The sequence below is a fragment of the uncultured Tenacibaculum sp. genome (assembly GCF_947504135.1).
Lineage (GTDB): Bacteria > Bacteroidota > Bacteroidia > Flavobacteriales > Flavobacteriaceae > Polaribacter.
The window spans coordinates 250,523-269,527 of the sequence record NZ_CANNGG010000003.1; the positions used below are offsets into that span (position 1 = coordinate 250,523).

The 19,005-nt window shown below is 33.2% G+C and carries 18 protein-coding genes and 1 riboswitch; of the genes, 6 read left to right on the forward strand and 12 right to left on the reverse strand.

Going from position 1 to position 19,005, the window contains the following annotated elements; genetic code table 11:
• The first annotated feature begins 172 nt into the window (after positions 1–172).
• From Q0663_RS07450 to Q0663_RS07465, 4 genes are all read left to right on the forward strand, one after another.
• A complete protein-coding gene (locus Q0663_RS07450; protein ID WP_299008856.1) occupies positions 173–1,603 on the forward strand; it encodes a VOC family protein in 1,431 nt (476 codons plus the stop codon).
• Positions 1,604–1,726: 123 nt separating this feature from the next.
• A complete protein-coding gene (locus tag Q0663_RS07455) occupies positions 1,727–2,185 on the forward strand; it encodes an Lrp/AsnC ligand binding domain-containing protein (protein ID WP_047789278.1) in 459 nt (152 codons plus the stop codon).
• A 36-nt stretch (positions 2,186–2,221) separates the two neighbouring features.
• Positions 2,222–5,119, forward strand: coding sequence for an FAD-binding and (Fe-S)-binding domain-containing protein (locus Q0663_RS07460; protein ID WP_299008863.1), 2,898 nt, complete (start codon positions 2,222–2,224; stop codon positions 5,117–5,119).
• A 63-nt stretch (positions 5,120–5,182) separates the two neighbouring features.
• Positions 5,183–5,635 carry a hypothetical protein gene (locus tag Q0663_RS07465; RefSeq protein ID WP_299008866.1) on the forward strand — a complete coding sequence of 151 codons (453 nt, stop codon included), beginning with the start codon at positions 5,183–5,185 and terminating at the stop codon, positions 5,633–5,635.
• On the opposite strand, the gene ctlX is transcribed toward Q0663_RS07465, so the two are convergent.
• Positions 5,632–6,567, reverse strand: a complete 936-nt coding sequence (gene ctlX / locus Q0663_RS07470) for a citrulline utilization hydrolase CtlX (RefSeq protein WP_299008868.1) — start codon at positions 6,565–6,567, stop codon at positions 5,632–5,634. The genes Q0663_RS07465 and ctlX overlap by 4 nt on opposite strands.
• 108 nt (positions 6,568–6,675) lie before the next feature.
• Between ctlX and Q0663_RS07475 the strand changes: the two genes are divergently transcribed.
• Positions 6,676–7,140, forward strand: a complete 465-nt coding sequence (locus Q0663_RS07475; protein WP_299008870.1) for a copper resistance protein NlpE — start codon at positions 6,676–6,678, stop codon at positions 7,138–7,140.
• Positions 7,141–7,198: 58 nt separating this feature from the next.
• Here the strand turns inward: Q0663_RS07475 and moeB are convergent, their stop codons facing one another.
• The 10 genes from moeB to Q0663_RS07525 form a co-directional block, all read right to left on the reverse strand.
• On the reverse strand, positions 7,199–8,254 hold the full coding sequence (gene moeB, locus Q0663_RS07480) for a HesA/MoeB/ThiF family protein (protein ID WP_299008873.1): 1,056 nt from the start codon (positions 8,252–8,254) through the stop codon (positions 7,199–7,201).
• 71 nt (positions 8,255–8,325) lie between these two features.
• Positions 8,326–9,480 (reverse strand): 2-iminoacetate synthase ThiH, encoded by a 1,155-nt coding sequence (gene thiH, locus Q0663_RS07485; RefSeq protein ID WP_299008876.1) that lies wholly within the window; start codon positions 9,478–9,480, stop codon positions 8,326–8,328.
• 42 nt (positions 9,481–9,522) lie between these two features.
• Positions 9,523–10,293, reverse strand: a complete 771-nt coding sequence (locus Q0663_RS07490; protein WP_299008879.1) for a thiazole synthase — start codon at positions 10,291–10,293, stop codon at positions 9,523–9,525.
• A 10-nt stretch (positions 10,294–10,303) separates the two neighbouring features.
• A complete protein-coding gene (thiE, locus tag Q0663_RS07495; protein WP_299008882.1) occupies positions 10,304–10,951 on the reverse strand; it encodes a thiamine phosphate synthase in 648 nt (215 codons plus the stop codon).
• On the reverse strand, positions 10,948–11,703 hold the full coding sequence (locus Q0663_RS07500) for a hydroxymethylpyrimidine/phosphomethylpyrimidine kinase (protein ID WP_299008885.1): 756 nt from the start codon (positions 11,701–11,703) through the stop codon (positions 10,948–10,950). The genes thiE and Q0663_RS07500 overlap by 4 nt, the downstream gene beginning before the upstream one ends.
• 33 nt (positions 11,704–11,736) lie before the next feature.
• Positions 11,737–12,339: a thiamine phosphate synthase gene (locus Q0663_RS07505; protein WP_299008888.1), complete on the reverse strand. Its 603-nt coding sequence runs from the start codon at positions 12,337–12,339 to the stop codon at positions 11,737–11,739.
• 73 nt (positions 12,340–12,412) lie between these two features.
• Positions 12,413–14,272, reverse strand: a complete 1,860-nt coding sequence (gene thiC / locus Q0663_RS07510) for a phosphomethylpyrimidine synthase ThiC (protein WP_299008890.1) — start codon at positions 14,270–14,272, stop codon at positions 12,413–12,415.
• A 45-nt stretch (positions 14,273–14,317) separates the two neighbouring features.
• Positions 14,318–14,521, reverse strand: a complete 204-nt coding sequence (thiS, locus tag Q0663_RS07515; RefSeq protein WP_047789808.1) for a sulfur carrier protein ThiS — start codon at positions 14,519–14,521, stop codon at positions 14,318–14,320.
• A 65-nt stretch (positions 14,522–14,586) separates the two neighbouring features.
• Positions 14,587–14,681, reverse strand: a riboswitch (TPP riboswitch).
• Positions 14,682–14,779: 98 nt separating this feature from the next.
• A complete protein-coding gene (locus Q0663_RS07520; protein ID WP_299008896.1) occupies positions 14,780–15,733 on the reverse strand; it encodes an arginase in 954 nt (317 codons plus the stop codon).
• A gap of 61 nt (positions 15,734–15,794) precedes the next feature.
• Complete coding sequence (locus Q0663_RS07525) at positions 15,795–17,081, reverse strand: citrate synthase (protein WP_299008907.1); 1,287 nt, start codon at positions 17,079–17,081, stop codon at positions 15,795–15,797.
• Between the two features lie 385 nt (positions 17,082–17,466).
• On the opposite strand from Q0663_RS07525, the gene Q0663_RS07530 reads away from it, so the two are divergent.
• On the forward strand, positions 17,467–18,321 hold the full coding sequence (locus tag Q0663_RS07530) for a hypothetical protein (protein WP_299008909.1): 855 nt from the start codon (positions 17,467–17,469) through the stop codon (positions 18,319–18,321).
• 86 nt (positions 18,322–18,407) lie between these two features.
• Here Q0663_RS07530 and Q0663_RS07535 read toward each other — a convergent pair whose 3' ends face one another.
• Positions 18,408–19,001 (reverse strand): hypothetical protein, encoded by a 594-nt coding sequence (locus tag Q0663_RS07535; RefSeq protein WP_299008911.1) that lies wholly within the window; start codon positions 18,999–19,001, stop codon positions 18,408–18,410.
• Positions 19,002–19,005: the final 4 nt, after the last annotated feature.

Sequence of the window (19,005 nt, forward strand, 5' to 3'; positions counted from 1 at the left end):
TCAAATTGACTTTTAAAAAACACTTTTTTAATAAAAAATCGTCTTTTTGGTTAAAAAAAATGCACCTATAAAATCAAATAAACTCAAAATAAACATAAATAAAACAAAATTCTTTTTTACATGTGCTAAAAAAAATTAAATTTATTTAATTTGTAGTAAATCTCAATAAACTATGTCATCAAAAAATAAACTAGAAAGTTTTACTAATACAACTGAAGAATTTGTCTCTCCAGAGTACATTCGTAACCGCTTCTCTAAAATTATGTCTGATATGTATAAAAATGAGGTACCACTTTATGGTGAGTTACTTGATTTGGTTCATGACATCAATGATAATGTTCTTTCTGAATCTAAAGAAATTGAAGAGCAGTTAACACAAACTGGCGAATTAACTCGACTAAATATGGAACGTCACGGAGCAATTCGTTTAGGTAAACCCTATGAGTTATTTACGATGAGACGTCTGTTTAAAGTAATGGGAATGTATTCTGTTGGCTACTACGATTTAGCCCCAGCTGGTGTTCCTGTTCATTCTACAGCTTTTAGAGCTATTGAAAGCACCGCCCTTAACCAAGCTCCATTCAGAGTTTTTACCTCTTTATTACGTTTAGATTTAATTGATGATACTCAACTTCGTAACAATGTTGAAACTATTTTAGAAAAACGTCAAATTTTTACAGAAAAAGTTTTACAACTCATTGATAAATCTGAAAAAGAAGGAGGATTAAATAAAGAAGATGCCGAAACCTTTGTTCAAGAAGCATTAGAAACTTTTCGTTGGCACGATACTGCTACCGTAGATTATAAAATGTATGAGGCTTTATTAAACCAACACAGGTTAATTGCTGATGTAGTTGCTTTCAAAGGACCTCACATCAACCATTTAACTCCTAGAACTTTAGATATTGACAAGGTGCAAACAAGTATGGAAACTCGTAATATTCCACCAAAAGACAATATAGAAGGACCTCCTGCAAGAAAATGCCCTATTCTATTACGCCAAACAAGTTTTAAAGCATTGACCGAAAAAGTAACTTTTAAAAACAATGCTGAAAAAGAAGAAATAGGCGAACACAAAGCTCGTTTTGGTGAGATTGAACAACGTGGTGTAGCGTTAACTCAAAAAGGACTTGACTTGTATCACGAGTTGTTAGGTAAAACACGTAAAGCTATCGGTGGATCACCAACTGCTGAAAACGCCTCAGAATACAATAAATTATTAGCAGAAAATTTTAAAGTTTTCCCTGATAACTATGAAGAGCTACACTTAAAAGAGTTGGCTTATTTTCATTATTTCACTACCGATAAAGCAAAAACTTTATCTAAAGAAAAAGTGTATACAAAAGCAGATGTAAACCAATTATTAGAGGATGGCTATTTAAGTATAGAACCTATGGTTTACGAAGATTTCTTACCTGTAAGTGCAGCAGGAATTTTTGCTTCAAACTTAGGAACAGATGATGCTAAACGCGAATATGAAGGCACTTCAAATCAATCATTATTTGAAAAGGATTTAGGTGAACCTGTTTATAAGTTGACAAAATGGTATGAAGACATGCAAGATGAAAGCATACAAAACTGCTTAGCAGTAATAAATGCTTAAGCGTAAAATAGAATATTGAAAAAGTGTAGCCGTATATTTGCATTATCGGTTACACTTTTTTTCGTTAAAAACGATTGTTTATCTTGTAGCTTATATTACGTTTATTCTAACAAAATTATTCTTTTGGAAAATCAATTTGATTATATAGACAAACAAATACTATCAAAATTACGTTTAGATGCTCGTAAAGCTTATTCGCAAATTGCGGAAGAATTAAAGGTTTCCAACTCCTTAATTCACCAACGCATTAAAAAGCTAACCGCTGAAGGTGTGATTAAAAATGCGGAGTTTGTTTTAGAAGAAAAAAGCTTAGGCTATAAAACCAAATCATACACAGGTATTCGATTGCGTGAAGCTCGCTTTGCTAAAGAAGTAATGCACGAGTTAGAAAAAATACCCGAAATAACCGAATGTAACTTTGTTTCTGGTTACTACGCTATTTTTATTTTAATATTTGCTAGAGACAACGAACATTTACAAAAAATACTATACGATAACGTACATTTAATCAAAGGAGTAGCAGGAACCGATACTTTTATATGTTTCGATACCTGTTTTAAGCGTCACATTCCAATAGAATAATTAACAACACTACCCACATTTTAGGTATTTAAGATAATGGTACAAACAACACAACTAGAAACGTTTAAAAAATTATTAACTGGCGAACTATTTTTTGACGACCTACATAAAAACATTTACGCAACCGATGCTTCGGTATATCGTAAAATCCCACTAGCAGTTGCCTACCCTAAGAACATAGAGGATATTCAGCTATTAATTGATTTTGCTACTAAAAATAACATCACCTTAATTCCGCGTACAGCAGGAACTTCATTAGCAGGACAGTGTGTGGGAGATGGAATTGTTGTAGACGTTTCTAAACACTTTACCAACATACTGGCTTTTGATGAGATTAACAAAACCATTACGGTAGAGCCAGGAATTATTCGTGACGATTTAAACCGCTTCCTAAAACCTTTCGGGTTGTTTTTTGGTCCAAATACCTCAACCTCTAACCGTTGTATGATAGGCGGTATGGTAGGTAATAACTCTTCAGGAAGTACTTCTATTCGTTATGGAGTAACTCGTGATAAAGTAATTGCTATCCAAGGTTTGTTAAGTGACGGTAGTGAAGTTACTTTTTCTGAAATTACTTCGACAGAATTCAACCAAAAGAAAATAGAAAATTCGTTAGAAGGAAACATCTATCGTGCTATTTATACAGAGCTTTCTCAAGAAGCTGTTCAGCAAGAAATAAAAAAAGAATTCCCAAAAGAAAGCATTCACCGAAGAAATACTGGGTATGCAGTTGATGAATTTTTAACTTCCGATTTATTTGGCGGAACTCAACCAACTATCAATCCTGCTAAATTTTTATCAGGAAGTGAAGGAACCTTAGTATTTTCAACGGCTATTACAGTTCAACTAGACGACCTACCTCCTACGCAAAGTATTATGGTATGTCCGCATTTTACTAGTGTAAACGAAAGCTTAAAAGCTACTGTTACTACCATGAAACACACGCTCTATGCTTGTGAATTAATGGATAAAGTAATTTTAGATTGCACTAAAAATAACCGTGAGCAAGCCAAAAACCGTTTCTTTTTACAAGGAGATCCGGAAGCTGTGTTAATGTTAGAAGTTTCGGCAGACACTATAGAAGAAGCTGAAATATTAGCCGATAAACTTATTAAAGATTTAAAAGAAAACGACTTTGGATACCACTACCCTAAAGTGTATGGCGAAGATATTGCTAAAGTACATCAGCTGCGAAAAGCTGGTTTAGGACTACTAGGAAATATTGTTGGAGACGATAAAGCGGTAGCTTGTATTGAAGACACTGCCGTAGCCTTGGAAGATTTACCTACTTATATTGAGGAATTCACCAAAATTATGGATAAATATCAGCAAAGAGCAGTGTATTATGCACATGCAGGAGCTGGTGAGCTACACTTACGTCCTATTTTGAATTTAAAGAAAAAGGAAGACGTAGTACTATTTAGAAAAATAACTACTGAAACTGCGGAGTTAGTTAAAAAATATCAAGGATCGTTTAGTGGTGAGCACGGTGATGGTATTGTGCGTGCAGAATTTATTCCGCTAATGATTGGTGACAACAACTACCAACTATTACGAAAAATAAAAAAGGCATTTGATCCGAACAATGTGTTCAACAAAGGAAAAATTACCGATGCTTTTCCTATGGATCAAAGTTTACGTTATGAGATTGATAGAAATGAACCTGAAATAGAAACCATTCAAGATTTTTCAGACAGTGAAGGTATTTTAAAACTAGCTGAAAAATGTAACGGTTCAGGTGATTGTCGTAAGTCTCCTGAAGCTGGTGGAACCTTATGCCCTAGTTATCGAGCAACTCGAAACGAAAAAGAAACCACTCGTGCTAGAGCCAATACACTACGCGAAGTTTTAACTAATAATACTGCTAAAAACAAGTTCGATTCTAAAGAATTAAAAGATATCCTAGACCTATGTTTAAGCTGTAAGGCTTGTGCTAGCGAATGTCCGAGTAATGTAGATATTGCTTCGATGAAAGCAGAATTCTTGTACCAATATCAAGAAACAAACGGATATTCTTTCCGCAGTAAATTATTTGCTAACAATGCTAAATACAATAAATTAGGAAGTAAGTTCCCTGTACTAACAAATTTCTTTACCAATACTACTCTAGCTAAAAAGGTTATGGGAGTTGCCACAGAACGTTCTGTTCCTAAGTTAGCAAAACAACCTTTAAGTACTTGGTTAAAAAAACATCAATCAACCAACTCAACAAAAACCATCTACTTATTCAATGATGAGTTTACCAACTATTACGACGCAGAAATTGGAAAAGATGCAGTTGTTGTATTAGAAAAGTTAGGATACGAAGTAAAAACAATAAACCACGAAGAAAGTGGGCGTAGTTATATCTCAAAAGGTTTTTTAAAAGAAGCTAAAGAAATTGCCAATAAAAATGTAAACACTTTTAAAGAACTAATTTCTGAAGAAACTCCATTAATTGGAATAGAACCTTCGGCTATCTTAACCTTTAGAGACGAGTACTTACGTTTAACGGATGATAAAATAGCAGCCAAAAAGCTTGCTGAAAACTGTTACACTATTGAAGAATTTTTAGCTAAAGAACATACTAAAGGCTCTATAGACACCACTAAGTTTAGTAATGAAACTAAAGAACTTAAAATACATGGACATTGTCACCAAAAAGCTTTGTCTAGTACACACGCTTCTTTTTCTATTTTAAACATTCCTAAAAACTACAAGGTGACCATTATGAACACTGGTTGTTGTGGTATGGCTGGATCTTTTGGGTATGAAAAAGAGCATTATAAAGTAAGTATGCAAGTGGGTGAAGACACATTGTTTCCTAAGGTTAGAAACTGTTCGGTTGATACAGAAATAGTTGCTGCTGGTACTAGTTGTCGTCATCAAATTTATGATGGAACAAAGCGTTTAGCAAAACACCCCGTAACAATTTTAAGAGAAGCTTTACTATAAATAATTGATTTTCACATCTTTATTTCGTACTTTTAAGACGATTAACTCTTAAAACGTACTATTATGGCGAGCAATAAAATAATATTTAGCAATGCACTGCTAATTTTTGCAGGTATTGTTGGCTTCTTTCTAATTATGAAAATTTTTGGATTAGAAGATGTTTCCGAACTACGTTTCTTAAACTTTGCTTTCGTTCTTTATGGTATTAACAGAGCTATAAAAACCAATATTGTTAAAAACCATGAGTCGTTATATTTCAGCAATTTTTTATTAGGAATTGGAACCTCTATAATTGCCGTAGCCTTAACTATTTTGGGACTAATTATATATGTAGATTTTATAGATGCTGGTTTTATGACAGTACTTGAACAATCTTCTTTTTGGGGCCAAAATTTAAGTTTGCCTCTAGTTGTATTTGCATTAGCTATTGAAGGGATTGCTTCTTCAGTTATCTGTTCTTTTATTTTAATGCAGTATTATAAAAACTATAAAATTTCAAATACAATGGTTGCTTAGGCTTTTGGCAAAAAAACCTCAGCCATCATACAACGAGCACTTCCACCACCACAGGTTTCTATAGTTTCTAGAGAGCTGTGCAGTATTTTACAGTGTTTTTCTATAGCTTTAATTTGATTTGGGTTTAATGAATTAAAAGCGGAAGAACTCATAACCAAGTATCGTTCATCGTTCATTCCTTTAACTTGTAGCATATTTCCTGCAAACTGTGTTACTTGTTGTTCTGAAATAACAATAACATCTTTTCCATCCAACTTCAAATGCTTTAATAAGTTTTTCTTTTCTTTTTTATCATCTATCGAATCTAAAGATACAACCGCAAAAGTTTCTGCGACACACATCATCACATTTGTATGGTAAATAGCTTCTCTCCTTCCATCAACTGTTTGATTCGCTGTAAAAATTACAGGAGTATATTCAAAATCTTCACAAAATTCAATAAATAGCTCTTCATCTGCACGAGGAGACAAAGCGCAATACGCTTTTCTGTTGTGCCTATCTAAGATCATACTTCCAGTTCCTTCCAAGAAAATCTCTTCCTCTTCCGCTTCAGAGTAGTCTACAACATTTTCTATTACAAACCCTTTTTCTTCCAAAATCTCTAGTACATCTTCTCTACGCTCTAAACGTCTATTCTCTGCAAACATCGGATAAATAGCAATATCTCCATTTTCATGAAAAGAAATCCAATTGTTTGGAAACAATGCATCTGGTGTATTTGGTTCTTTAGTATCTTCAACAACTACTACAGTAACACCAACAGCCTCTAATTTTTCTACAAAAGCATCAAATTCTTCTTGTGCCTTAGCATTTATTGATGCAGGTAACATTCCTGATAATTCTTGCTGATAATAATTATTTACTGCTGTTTGTTCATTCATCCTAAAACTTGCAGGGCGAACCATTACTATTGTATTCGTTGTTTGTTGCATACTGCGAAGGTAACAGATTTTAATATTACTTTCTATTATTTTCTTATATTCAAAAGTAATTTATGGCATAATAACTGCTAGTAAAAGCTTTGATAAAACTTTAAAAAAATGACTAGAAAAACAATTAAAAAATCGGCTTCTATTTTAGCCATGACTTCATTAGTATTTTTCTCTTGTAAAAATCAAGGCAATAGTAATACTAAAAACAAAGTTAAACAACAACCTAAACAAGAATTTGTTGATGAGCACAATACTAAGAACTCTTTAGATTGGGCCGGAATCTATGAAGGTACACTACCTTGTGCTAGCTGTCCTGGAATTAACACTACACTTAAATTAAACGCTGATTTAACGTTTGAATTGACTGAAGTATACTTGGATGAAGGACAAAACAATTTTGTTGAAAAAGGAAGTTTTACATGGGATAAAAAAGGAACAAACATTACTTTGAATATTCCTGATAGAAATCCTCAATATAAATGTATAGAAGGTTCTGTGATTGCATTAGATACTGAAGGAAAAGTAATTAAAGGAGAGCTTTCGAAATTTTATACTCTTTCAAAAAAAGAGTAAGAATATTACTCTTTATACTACAACGTCAACCTAATTATTTGTTAGGTTGACGTTGTATTTACCCTATCCCTCCCTTTAAATTTATAAAAGTAACGGTGTCAAATTGTTGTTCTAAAAAATCAATTGCTCGTTGGCTACGTACTCCTGATTTACAATAAACTACCACAGGTTTTTCGATGTCTATTTCATCATATCGTTGAGTAAGTTCTCCTAACGGAATGTGTTGTCCTCCAATATGGTACTGCTCTCGTTCCCAATCTTCACGAACATCTAGCAGATTATAATTTGACAACTTACTTTGTAACTCTTCTAAAACTATCTCATTAGCAGCTGTTTTTATTCCGCAGAAGAATTCATAATCGTTGTTTAACTCAGTAACCTCAGCTTTGTCTGTCTTTTCAAACTTTAATATCATTTGACGCATGCTTAAGGTATCATACATCAATAATTTATTCGCTAACACCTCTCCTATTCCACAAATAATCTTAATAGTTTCATTGGCTTGCAAACTCCCTATAATTCCGGGTAATACACCTATTACACCAATTTCAGAACAATTGGGTGATTCTTCTGGTTTGGGTGGTGTTGGATATAAACATCGATACGTAGCACTTCCTTGATAATTAAACACACTTACTTGTCCTTCAAACTTAAAAATAGCCCCATACACCAATGGCTTTTGTGTTAATACCGCTGCATCGTTGGTTAAATAACGAGTGGCAAAATTATCGCTAGCATCTACAACTACATCGTATTGTTGAAATAATGAAATAGCGTTCTGATTCGTTAATTTTTCTTTATATACATGAAACTGAACAAAAGGATTTAATTTTGATAAACGATTTGCTGCTGTTTCTGCTTTAGACTTTCCTATATCATCTATTGTATATAAAACTTGGCGCTGTAAATTACTTTGATCTACTACATCATCATCAATAACTCCAATCGTCCCAACACCTGCTGCTGTTAAATATTGTAGTAAAGGACATCCCAATCCACCAGCCCCTATCACTAATACCTTGGCTTGTTTTAGTTTTAGTTGTCCTTCTTCTCCTATTTTATCGAGAATAAGATGGCGATTGTATTGTTTTTGTTCTTCTTGACTTAAGTTCATGTTTAATTGTAGAATAAATTCACCTCATTAACTCTTAAATTTTTCATTCTTGATTCTAATAGCCTAACGGTCTAACTTCTAAAGTGCTCCCAATCTTTCCAAACTACTTCTAATCCCTGTCCTTTTAGCATCTGTACAATTTCTTCTGTACTTCGTTCGTCTGAAATTTCAAATTGCTCTAACGATTGTGGTTCAACACTATATCCTCCTGGGTTTGTTTTAGATTCTGCACTTATTGAGGTTGCCCCTAAATTAACAATATTATTCCTAAAAACTTCACTTTCTCGGGTAGACATTGATAGCTCTACGTCTTCATCTAACATTCTAAATGCACAGATTAACTGTACCAAATCTGCATCCGTCATTTCTACTTTGGGTTCTAATCCTCCTGAATGTGGTCTTAAACGTGGGAATGAAATGGAATACTTTGTTTTCCAGTAGGTTTTCTGTAAATATTTTAAGTGCAATGCGGTAAAAAAACTATCAGCACGCCAATCTTCCAACCCGAATAAAGCTCCTAACCCTATTTTATGAACACCAGCTTTTCCTAACCTATCAGGAGTTTCCAAACGATACTCAAAATTTGATTTTTTCCCCTTCGGATGATGCTTTTTATACTCTTGTTGATGATAGGTTTCTTGATATACCAGTACTGCGTATAATCCGCTTTCAATTAACAATTCATATTCATCTTGATCTAAAGGTTGAACTTCAATCGTAATATTTGAAAATTGTGAACGAATGAGCTGAATTGCATTTCTAATATAATCTACCCCCACTGTTTTATTAGCTTCTCCAGTTACTAACAAAATATGATCGTATCCTTTCGCTTTTAAAAAAGCAACTTCTTTCAATATTTCATCATCGGTTAAGGTTCTCCTCGGAATTTTGTTTGTAAAACTGAATCCGCAATACGTACATATATTCTGACACTCGTTACTCAAATACATTGGAGCATACATTTGAATGGTATTTCCAAATCGCTTTTTAGTAAGCATGCAACTCCTTTGCGCCATTTGCTCTAAAAATGGTTTAGCTGCAGGAGAAATGAGCGCTTTAAAATCTTCCAAATCGAGTTTATCCTTAGATAAAGCACTTTCAACATCAACGGATGTTTTATTGAAAATGCTTTGTAAAGTTTCGTCCCAATTGTATTGGTTGAATATATCTTTGAAGCTCTTGGCTTTTGGCTCTTGGCTTTTATTTTTTATATTGTTTACTAACATCACACTAATTTTAAATAAGCTAACGGCTAAGAGCCAACAGCGTTAATTCAAAAAACTTGTCAACGGACTACTTGCTTCTGCTTGTTTTCTTACAGGAGCTAGTTTTGCTTCATATGCCATTCTTCCTGCTTCTACTGCCATTTTAAAAGCTTGCGCCATCGCTACTGGATTTTGCGATACAGCAATGGCTGTGTTTACCAAAACAGCATCAGCACCTAATTCCATAGCATATGCCGCATGGGAGGGTGCTCCAATACCAGCATCTACAACTACTGGAACATTAGATTGTTCTATAATGATTTCTAAAAACTCCAACGTCCTCAATCCTTTATTACTTCCAATGGGCGCTCCTAAAGGCATTACACATTGTGTTCCTACTTCTTCTAATCGCTTACATAAAACCGGATCTGCATGAATGTAAGGCATCACCACAAATCCTTTTTTAACAAGCTCTTCAGCAGCTTTTAAGGTTTCAATTGGATCTGGTAATAAATATCTTGGGTCTGGATGTATTTCTAATTTTACCCAATTCGTTTCCAAAGCTTCTCTAGACAATTCAGCTGCAAACACTGCTTCTTTTGCTGTACGAACTCCCGAAGTGTTTGGTAATAAATTGATTCTTGAGTGGCTTAAATGTGATAAGATATCATCATCTTCATTTTGAACATCTACTCTTTTTAAAGCAACTGTTATCAATTCACTTTCTGAAGCTAACAAAGCTTCTTTCATTAATTGTGAGGAGCTGAATTTTCCCGTTCCTGTAAATAAACGTGAGGTAAATGTTTTATCTGCTATTGTTAAGTTGGTATTCATTATTGCTGATTTATTGCGCTTCTATTTTGTACACTTGTTCGTTGGTGCTAGGTGCCTTTAATATTTTATGAAATCTAGAAATCGAGTTGAAATTTTGTGTAATTGCTCCTGAAACAGCAACTCCATATACTCCCGTGTCAATAATTTCAGGTATATTTTCTGTGGTAATTCCACCGATGGCTATTATTGGAGTGGTTGTTTTCAACTCTTCTAATAGCACTTGATATCCAGTAGTTCCTAAAACTGGACTCAAATTCTTTTTAGTTTCAGTAAACTGAAAAGGACCTAAACCAATATAGTCTACTTCCTTTTCTAAGAGTTTTTTACAATCTTCCAAAGTATTAGCTGTTCCTCCTACGATATATAAATCACCTAAATACTTTTTTGCTTTTAATGGACACGTATCTGTTTTCCCTAAATGAACTCCATCTGCATTAACTTCTTTCGCTACTTTGTAATAATCGTTTATGATTAAACGCGTTTGAAAATGACTCGTAATTTCTCTCGCTTTTTGAGCTGTTTTTAAAATAGTTTTCGGATCCAGATTCTTTAATCGGAGTTGTACCCACTCTGCTCCAGAAGCACAAGCTCTTTGAACATTTTCTAAGTGTTCTTCTGGAGTTTTCCCTTGAGTTATATAGTGTAATTTACTTATCATGTATAGTTGTGCTCTCCTAAGAGTGTTTTATTAGAGTTTAAAAATTGTTCTGTATACCATTTGGCATTTGTACATGCATCTTCTAAAGAAAGTTGTTTGGCTATGTTTGAAGCTAAAGCTGAAGACAACACACAACCGCTTCCATGCTTTTCAAAAACGGATGTAGCTTTCGGTGGAATATTCAATTGTACTATCTTACTGTGATATACTTCATCCCATCCTTTTTTATCTTCTCTATGTCCTCCTTTTAAATAGATATTGGTCTTTTCTGAAATGAATTCAATGGTTTCTTCAATCGATTTATTAGAAAACAAAGCTTTGATTTCATCATAATTTGGAGTGATAAAATCACAGTGTTGCAATACTTCTTCAAACACTTTTATATGCTCTTCGGAATGAAAATCAAATCCAGCGCTGGCTTTTAAAATAGGATCCAATACTATTTTTATGGATGAATTGTATTTTTTTAGTGATTGAATAACCTCCAATAATACATTCCAAGATTGGATGATTCCTATTTTTGCTACTGATATTTCAAAGCGTTCAAATAAAGTTTCTATTTGATTGATGATGGTTTCTTTATCAACCCAAACACAGTCTTTAAAATCAATATCATTTTGAACTGTAACTGCTGTACATACCGATAGTCCGTATAAACCATGTGCTTCAAAAGTTTTAATATCAGAAGTTAATCCTGCTCCACTTGACGGATCAAATCCTGCAATCGTTAGTATGTAAGCTTGTTGTTTCATTTTTTATTAATATGCTTTCTTTTGATAAAAAGATTACTTCTTCATATACTTCTCGTAATGACGCTTGATATTTTTAAAGCTTTCAACTGGGGTTTCTGTATTCCAAACTCCTCCTAACACACCTATTCCTTGAAAACCTAACTCTAAGGTTTTTTGAATGGTATCAGTATTAATTCCGCCCATACCTATATTGGTTTTATCAATATGATTTACATCAAAACCTCTTCCTTCGTATCCTTTCTTTGAAATAGAAGAGAAAACAGGACTTAATAAATGGTAATCAAATTCGATGTCGCAATTCGCTAATTCTTCAGGTTCGTGAAAAGAACTACTCATTGTTTTTCCTATCATGTTTAATCCTATAAAATATTCGCTTCCATTCTCTAAAGCATCAATTCTTTTTTGCTCTTGAAAATGAATTCCTTTTAGGTTGAATTCATTAATGAGTTTATGAAAATAATGAGTAACTATTCTATCATGATACTTTTCATCTATCTTATTCAAATAAGCTACATGCTCCACGTAATTCTTATCAGGTTTTCTGAAATGATAATATTCCAATCCTTCTTCAAATAATTGTTGAAGGATTTCAATCTCATTTGGAATATCTTTTTCTGAAGCTATTAAAACAATCATATAGTGAATTTTAAATTATGAATTACGAATTTAGAAATTGTCAACTCGTAATTCATAATTCTATGTTTAGGTTTTATAGATAAACTTCTGAACCTTTGTCTTTAAACTCTTTAGATTTTTCCTCCATTCCTTTTGAAAATACTTCGTCTCCTTCCACTTTATTTTCTGCTGCAAAGTCACGTACTTCCTGCGATATTTTCATAGAACAGAATTTTGGTCCACACATAGAACAAAAATGTGCAATTTTAGCTCCTTCTGCAGGTAAGGTCTCATCATGATATTCTCTAGCTAATTCTGGGTCCAATCCTAAATTGAATTGATCTTCCCAACGGAACTCAAAACGTGCTTTACTTAAAGCATCATCTCTGTGTTGCGCTCCTGGATGTCCTTTTGCTAAATCAGCTGCATGGGCTGCTAATTTATAGGTAACCACTCCTGTACGAACATCTTCTTTATTTGGTAAACCTAAATGTTCTTTTGGCGTTACATAACACAACATGGCACAACCATACCAACCAATCATTGCCGCTCCGATTCCTGAAGTTATATGGTCGTATCCTGGAGCAATATCCGTAGTTAAAGGACCTAAGGTATAAAACGGAGCTTCATCACAAGCTTCCAATTGCTTATCCATATTTGCTTTAATCATGTGCATTGGTACATGACCCGGTCCTTCAATGAAACATTGTACTTCATGTTTACGAGCTATTTTAGTCAACTCTCCTAAAGTTTCTAATTCTGCAAACTGTGCTTCGTCATTCGCATCGGCAATACAACCTGGTCGTAAACCATCTCCTAACGAAAAAGCAACATCATAAGCCTTCATGATTTCACAAATCTCTTCGAAATGAGTATATAAAAAGCTTTCTTTATGATGTGCTAAACACCATTTTGCCATAATAGAACCTCCTCTAGATACAATCCCTGTAATACGTTTTGCCGTCATAGGCACATAACGTAAACGAACTCCTGCGTGAATCGTAAAGTAATCTACTCCTTGCTCAGCTTGTTCAATTAAAGTATCTCTAAAAATTTCCCAAGTTAAATCTTCAGCAATTCCATTTACTTTTTCTAAAGCTTGATAAATAGGTACGGTTCCTACAGGTACAGGTGAATTACGGATAATCCACTCTCTAGTTTCATGGATGTTTTTACCTGTAGATAAATCCATAATATTATCAGCCCCCCAACGACACGCCCAAACTGCTTTTTCTACTTCTTCTTCTATGGATGAAGTGGTAGCTGAATTTCCAATATTCGCATTGATTTTTACCAAGAAATTACGACCTAAAATCATAGGTTCTGCTTCTGGATGGTTGATGTTTGAAGGAATAACTGCGCGTCCTCTTGCTACTTCCTCTCGAACAAATTCAGGAGTAATTTTTGTAGGAATACTTGCTCCGAAATCTTGCCCTGGATGTTGTTTAGACAAACCTGTCATTTCATCTATTCGCTGGTTTTCACGAATGGCAATATATTCCATCTCGGGGGTAATAATTCCTTTTTTTGCATAATGTAACTGTGTTACATTTTGTCCTTTTTTAGCTCTCTTAGGTTTATGCTTTAAGTTAAATCGTAAATGGTCTAAACTTTTATCATTTAAACGTTCGTTACAATAATTCGAAGTAAATTCATTTAATTCTTCTACATCTCCTCTCTCTATAATCCATTCTTCTCGAATACGTTCTAATCCATTATGAATATTAATCTCTTTATTGGGGTCTGTATAAGGACCTGAAGTATCGTATACTGTAACTGGCTCATTAGGTGTTCTTTTTTTAGTCATCGAATCTACAGTATCACTCAATTCAATTTCGCGCATTGCTACTTTTATCTGTGGATGAATTTTTCCTTGAACATATATTTTTTTGGAGTTCGGAAATGATTGTCTTGTTACACCATCTTGTTTTGGAGCTGTATCTTTTTTCTTCATTTTAAGGTTGTTTGTTTATAATTTGAATTTTGTTTACTGAAAATATTATCCTCCTTGTGTAGATTTAATGATTAAAACTTCATCATTGTTTTGGAGTAGTTTTGAAGACCAATCTGTTTTTTTTACCACACTACTGTTAACAGCAATAGCAATTCCATTGGTTTTAATTTGTAGTTTATCTACTAATTCTTGCAATACTAATGGGCTTAAAAACTCTTGTTGATTATTGTTTACTTTTATCGTTATCATACTAACATATATTTAAAGTAAACTGTAGAAGAAGTTTAGCATCGTTCCGTAAAACGATTCTAAAACATGATTTTACAACTTTTCCCTACGCTGGTGTTAACCATATCAGGTTCAAAGGATCTTTCTCAAACTAGCGAACTAGCTACTCCTAAAGTTTACTGCAACAAATATAAACGTTTATTTTTTCTAAAACGACCTCTATAAAAATAAAAAAGCGAACTTTTAAAAGTTCGCTTTTTACTAAAAATTATTATAATACTATAAACTCTTTACCTTTTTAGTTACTTCTTCAAGAACTTCAAACGCCGTTTCAGCCATTTTATTTCCTTTAAAGTCTAGTAATGGGTTTACTTCAACAAACTCCAAACAAGCTACTTTATTACTTGCTAACAATCCGTTAATTATATCAATGATTTCATGTTGATCAAATCCTTTAGGTACTGGTGTTCCTGTACCATAAGATATCATATCACAATCCATTGAATCTACATCAAACGACACATATATTACATCACAAACAGATAATTTATCTAAAGCTTCGTTTACACAAACATCTAATCCACGGTAACGAACTTCAGCAACCATATAGTTTTTAATACCATATTTCTCCATTTGCTTATCCTCTGGTTCTTCAGTATCTCGAACACCAAAGAAAATAATATCTTCTGGTAATACTTTCTGCCCTGGAACTCCTATGTTTTTCATACGTTCCCACAACTCTGATGTTTCTCTACTTACATCGTTAATTTGACAATCTAAATTATCATCTGAAATAGCGGCAGATAAAGGCATTCCGTGAATGTTTCCTGACGGTGATGTATAAGGAGAATGTAAATCTCCATGAGCATCAATCCAAACTACTCCTACTCTTTTATTAGGGTTAGCTGCTTTTATTCCACTGATAGTTCCTAACGCTGAAGAATGGTCTCCAGACAAAACTATAGGAAACTTCCCTTCTTGTAAATTTACTTTCACGTGGTTACTTAATCGTTTACATTGATTAAAAACGCTATCAATTCGTTTTGCAAACGAATTATTTACCTTATTATAAATAGATTCGTTTTCAGTGATTACATCTTCAAAATCAAAAGAATCGAAATAATTACTTTTTTTATTTATCGCTGCAATTTCAATCGCATCTACTCCCATGTCAGACCCACGAGTTCCTGCTCCAATGTCTGATCTGTTTTTGATAATTTTAATTTCTTTCATCATGAGTTATTTTACATAAAAAATGCCATTTAATTATTTTAAATGACACTTTTTAAATAGTTTATCTCTTGTCTAATTCTACGAATTCCCTTAAGTTCTCTCCAACGTAAACTTGACGTGGACGACCTATTGGTTCTTTGTTTAAACGCATTTCTCTCCATTGTGCTATCCATCCTGGCAAGCGCCCTAGAGCAAACATTACTGTAAACATTTCTACAGGAATTCCCATAGCTCTATAAATAATTCCTGAATAGAAATCTACGTTTGGATATAATTTTCTTTCAACAAAATATGGATCATTTAATGCTTCTTGCTCTAATCCTTTTGCTATATCTAAAATTGGGTCTTCAACTCCTAAGTCGTTTAACACTTCATCAGCAGCCTTTTTGATGATTCTTGCTCTTGGGTCGAAGTTTTTATATACACGATGTCCGAATCCCATTAAACGGAAAGGATCATTTTTATCTTTAGCCTTAGCCATGTACTTTTTAGTATCTCCCCCATCTTCTTTAATTGCTTCTAACATTTCAAGTACTGCTTGATTTGCTCCACCATGTAAAGGTCCCCATAAAGCTGAAATTCCTGCTGATAGCGATGCAAATAACCCTGCATGAGAAGAACCTACAATACGTACTGTAGATGTAGAGCAGTTTTGTTCATGGTCTGCATGTAAGATTAATAACTTATCTAGGGCATCTTTAACTATTGGGTTTAATTCATACTCGTCATTAGGTTTTTGAAACATCATTGTTAAAATATTCTCAACATAACCTAACTTACGTGAACCGTAGTTTAATGGCAATCCTTGTTTCTTACGTAAAGTCCAAGCTACCAATACTGGGAATTTCCCCATTATTTTAACAATAGCTTTATACATATCTTCTTCTGAGTCAACATTAACAGAAGATGGATTAAAAGCTGTTAATGCAGACGTTAACGACGATAATACCCCCATTGGATGTGCATTCTTTGGAAAGGCATCAATAATTTTTTTGATGTCATCATCAACAATAGCTTCATCTAAGATGTCTCCATAAAATTTATCTAATTGTTCTTTAGTTGGTAATTCTCCAAAAATTAACGCATAAGCCACTTCTAAGAAATCTGCTTTTTCTGCCAATTCTTCAATTGAATATCCACGGTATCTTAAGATACCTTCTTCACCGTTTAAAAATGTTATAGCACTTTGGCATGAACCTGTATTCTTGTATCCTGGGTCAATAGTTATAACTCCACCCGTGGCTCCTCTTAAGGCTTTAATATCAATTGCAGTTTCATTTTCTGTTCCTTTTATTAAAGGAAACTCATACGTATTTTCGCCAATTTGTAATTTTGCTATATCTGACATTTTTTACTATAATTTTTTATGATTGAAGTGAGTTGCGAAGATACCATTTTTTGAATTATTTTAAAAGTTAGAATTGATAGATTTTTAATATGTAAAAATCAGTTTATTTTATTAAAAAAAACAAATCTAATCTTACTTATAATACAACGCCTTACCTAGAAGAAAGACACAATTAATTTCTCTTATAAAATTGATTTAATCTTAATTCTCTTATTTTTTCAGACCTTACAAACTTATTTAAGCATACCAAATTCCGTATTCTTTTAGAGTGTGTATTTTTTCTTGATAATAAATTAAATACACAATATCTTTTATTTAACTCCGTTAACAAAACAACATATATTTTTAGAAAAAATTAATTCAATTCATAAAAAACCCTTTCACAATGAAAAAAATTAAATTTATTATTGCATTATTATGCATATCAATTCTTGCCGTACAATGTACCAAAGAAGACAGTAATTTAACAAGCGACAACGCCCCTATGGGTATTAACTCTCCAAGCATGCTAGAAATTAACAATGCTGAGTGTTACACTGTTGACGGTTTTGGTCCAAACTCTTATTGGGCTGATTATATAGTTAACCAATCTACCACCAATTTTTTAAAAACTGAACACAACGAAGCTGCGAGCTTTTTTGGAATGGGTAATGTACCTTTATACTTAGCAGGTGGAGACGGAACTTTCAATGCTCTTTCTTATTCTAATGGTTATGTAGTATGGGGAGAAGAATTGCTAGCTAGTGCTTTAAATTATGGTAATGTTGCTATTGCTTATGTTGCTGCTCATGAAATGGCACATCAAGTACAGTTTAGAGACAATACCATTCCTAGCGGCAATCATGTTAGTGCTACTGAATTAGAAGCTGATGGGTTTGGAGGTTATTTTATCCGAAGAACTTATACTAGTAACTGGAATACTGCTGCTAGTGCTTATAATTTTTCACAAACATTAGCTGGACCTAATGGTAGTTCTCATGGTACAGCTGCACAAAGAAGATCTGCTTTTAGATTAGGGTATTTATTAGGAGATAACGGAACTTATTCTAACAGAAATTTTGATAGAAACTTCTTTTACTACTATGACTATTATGTAAAAGGTGGTAGATTAAAGTTAGAATTAGTTAAGCCTGCTACTATCGAACAAGGTCAGCACGAGCATATTGTAGCGCACTTAGAAGAATTACAAAAAATTGCTTCAGGAGAAATTTCTGAAGAAGAATTCTTAAACTTAAATTAAAATACAAACAACTAAACAAACGAATTGAATTTGATTTCAAAGGCTGTCTTATATGTTAAGACAGCCTTTGTTTGTTTATTTTTATACTACTTAACCTTGATTTGGTTTTTCTTGGTTTTCTTCATAATTCTTTTCAAAGCACTATGAATAATGAGAGTTGAATTTTTAGAAAGTGCATAATCATTATCTCTTTCAGAAACAACTAATTTGCCAACTACTGTTTGACTGTATATTATTTCAAACATGTTTAAATCGTAGATACTAAGTGTTACCTCACCAATGTTTTTTGAAAGATCAGTTTGAGAACTTCCTGTTCCTAAAACACCTACTTCATTGGATATATTTTTAGTTCTAATATCAATTAAGTAATCATAACCAGTGCCGTTTTTTATATCTTTTAAAATAGATTTATCAAGACTAGATGAAATATTACTAGGAATTAATAGTCCTTTCATGTTGCTAACCACCAAAAGTCTATTACCTATAAGTTCATAAAATCGTTCATTTGCCATTTCAGTTAAACCTTCTTTTCTAATGTTTTTAAAAGAGGTAACATCATTTAACAACCACTTTCCTTTTCTGAAATCTAATCGTGAATTTACATCTCCTGAATGAGTGTATTTTACCGAATTACAAGACGTAATTACAATAACAGCAAGTAATATGTATAAGTATTTCATATTT